The sequence below is a fragment of the Promicromonospora kroppenstedtii DSM 19349 genome (assembly GCF_000515355.1).
In the GTDB taxonomy this organism is placed as follows: domain Bacteria; phylum Actinomycetota; class Actinomycetes; order Actinomycetales; family Cellulomonadaceae; genus Promicromonospora; species Promicromonospora kroppenstedtii.
The window spans coordinates 1,412-3,825 of the sequence record NZ_KI911684.1; the positions used below are offsets into that span (position 1 = coordinate 1,412).

General features: G+C 73.1%; 3 protein-coding genes and 1 tRNA gene. 1 reads left to right on the top strand and 3 read right to left on the bottom strand.

Annotation, left to right across the window (positions count from 1 at the left end; genetic code table 11):
• The 3 genes from PROKR_RS14545 to PROKR_RS14555 all read right to left on the bottom strand — a co-directional run.
• Positions 1 to 1,149, bottom strand: a 1,149-nt coding sequence (locus tag PROKR_RS14545) for a GTPase (protein WP_245605835.1), incomplete at its 3' end; no start/stop codon positions are given.
• A gap of 121 nt (positions 1,150 to 1,270) precedes the next feature.
• Positions 1,271 to 1,344: transfer RNA gene (locus tag PROKR_RS14550), tRNA-Arg, on the bottom strand.
• A 91-nt stretch (positions 1,345 to 1,435) separates the two neighbouring features.
• On the bottom strand, positions 1,436 to 1,621 hold the full coding sequence (locus tag PROKR_RS14555) for a hypothetical protein (RefSeq protein WP_036964383.1): 186 nt from the start codon (positions 1,619 to 1,621) through the stop codon (positions 1,436 to 1,438).
• 178 nt (positions 1,622 to 1,799) lie between these two features.
• Between PROKR_RS14555 and PROKR_RS14560 the strand changes: the two genes are divergently transcribed.
• On the top strand, positions 1,800 to 2,414 hold a 615-nt coding region (locus tag PROKR_RS14560), incomplete at its 3' end, for a DNA glycosylase AlkZ-like family protein (protein WP_211240141.1).

Here is a 2,414-nt window from a genome sequence, read left to right on the forward strand (position 1 = left end):
GACCTCCTCGCGCAGCCGGAGCAGCGCGGTCTCGCGGGCCTTGCCCGCACGCCTGGTGGTGCGGGCGATGCCGTCGCGGACCGTGACCCGGGAGATGCGGTCGGTGCTGGCGATCTCCGCGAACCGTGCGGCCACGGTGCCCTCGCCCGCGGTACCGGACAGGACGGCGGTGCGTGCGGCGAGCTGCTCGTCCGGGACCACGGACTGGACGGTGTTGCGGAGGTCGAAGGCGGCGGTGCCCTGCTGCTCCACCGCGGTGACGAGTCCCATGACCCAGTCGGGCAGGGCGCCGAGCGCGCCCTTGAGGGTGCGCAGGATCACGGTGCGCGAGCGCTCGGGTCCGGCCATCAGGTTGAGCCAGCGCTGGATGGGCGCCACCAGCTGGGGGTCGAGCAGGCCCTCGTGCGGGCCGACGTCGGGCACGATGAACAGCGGGACGTCCTTCATGCCGCGCTCCCGCAGGCGGGCGTTGAGGTCGGCGCGGATCGTCGTCAGGTTCTCCTTGGGCACCCGGTTGAGCACCATCGCGACGCTCGCGCCGCGCTCCTTGGCACGGTCGAGCGCCTGCCAGGGCAGGGCGTCGCCGTAGCGGGCGGCCGTGGTGACGAACAGCCAGAGGTCGGCCGCCTCCAGGAGCTGGTGCGCCGTCGAGCGGTTCTCCTTGAGGAAGGAGTCGAGGTCCGGGGCGTCCATCAGCGCGGTGCCGCGCGGGACGCCCTCGTGCTTGACCAGGCGGGCCAGCTCCGTGACGGGGCCCGCCGTCAGCGTGTCCACGTCGCGCGGGTGCACGCCCACCACGGGTTCGCGGGTGGTGGGCCGCAGCACCCCGGCCTCGGACACCTCCTCCTGCAGGAGGCTGTTGAAGAGCGTGGACTTGCCGGCGCCCGTGGAGCCGGCGAGCACCACGACGGCGGGACTCGACAGCTCGGCGAGGCGCGGGAGCAGGTGCTCGTCGAGCTGCGCCAGGAGGCGTTCACGGGACGCCTCGGCCTCCTCGGCGCCGTCGACCGGCAGGGGCAGGGTCGCCGAGGCGACGTCGCGGCGCAGGTCCTGCACGACGTCGTGCACGGTGAATCCGAGCTGCTCCGCAACGTTCGGGTCCACACCACCCCGACGGCCGAGCACTGCGGAGCGTGTTCCTGAAGTCACGGCTTCATCCTGATAGGTCAAGATCGTTCTGCCAAGCCGTAGCGCCTGGTAGGTATACGGAAACCGACGATTCGTGCGCGCCGTCGGGGCGAGCCGACAACGCTCGACGACAGCAGACCAGTGCCCCCGGCAGGATTCGAACCCGCGACCTAGTCATTAGAAGTGACCCGCTCTATCCAGCTGAGCTACGGAGGCAAGCGAGCCGAGTTTAGCCTAGGTCTAGCGGGTCTTGACCATGACAAATGCGGGGCTCGATCCGCGGGACGACGGGCCTCACGGGACCTGCTCAGGCCCCCGGCGCCCCACAGGCCCCATCGCGTTCCGGCAGGTCACCGGTCCGCGGGAACGCCGTCGTCGGTGCCACGGCGGCCGCCAGGAAGGCCACGGCGATCGTCAGCACGGACACACGCATCACCCGGCCCGGCGGGGTCGGCTCCGGACGGTCGACGTCGCGCGCTGGTGTCGAGGTCATGCCTAGATCCCACCGGGCCCGGAGCCCGCGTGCCAGTGCGAAGGCGTCACGTCTCACCCATGACATCCCGCCGGCCCCGCACGTGACACGGCGTCACTGGCGTGCGGCTCAGGACCGCGTCACCGGCCACGACGGCGCGGGCCCGGTGCGTGTCACAGGCTCGTCGTAACCTTCCCGCATGCCCTCCGGACCGACCGACCTCTCCCCCGACGCCGCGCGCCGGCTGCGCCTGCACACGCAGGGCCTGGTGCTGCCCGACGGGCCGAGCACGGCGTCGCCGGCCGACGTCGTGCGCCGGATGGTCGCCCTGCAGGGGCAGGACCTGCCCGCCGTGCTGCGAGCCGTCGCGGTCCGCTCCCGCCCCGGTACCACGGTGGACGACGTCCGCGCCGCGTTCGACGACGGCACCCTGGTCCGCGGGTGGACGCAGCGCGGCACCCTCTTCGCGACCACACCCGCCGACCTGGCGGCGCTCGTCTCGCTCACGGGCGAGCGTGTGACGCGCCAGGGCCGGCGGGTCCGTGAGGTCGAGGGCCTGGACGACGCGATCGTGGACCGGGCGGAGGCCGTCACCCGGGAAGCCCTCGCGGTGTCGGACGGCGGGCTCACGCGTGCCGAGATGATCGACCGGTGGCAGCAGGCCGGCATACCGATCGAGGGGCAGCGCGGGTACCACCTGATCGTCACCCTGGCACTGCGCGGGGTGCTGCACTGGGGGCCGTTCGCGGGCGCGCAGCAGCGCATGGTCGCGACGCCGGCGCCGGCAGGCGGCGTCCGGGCCGAGGAGCCCGCG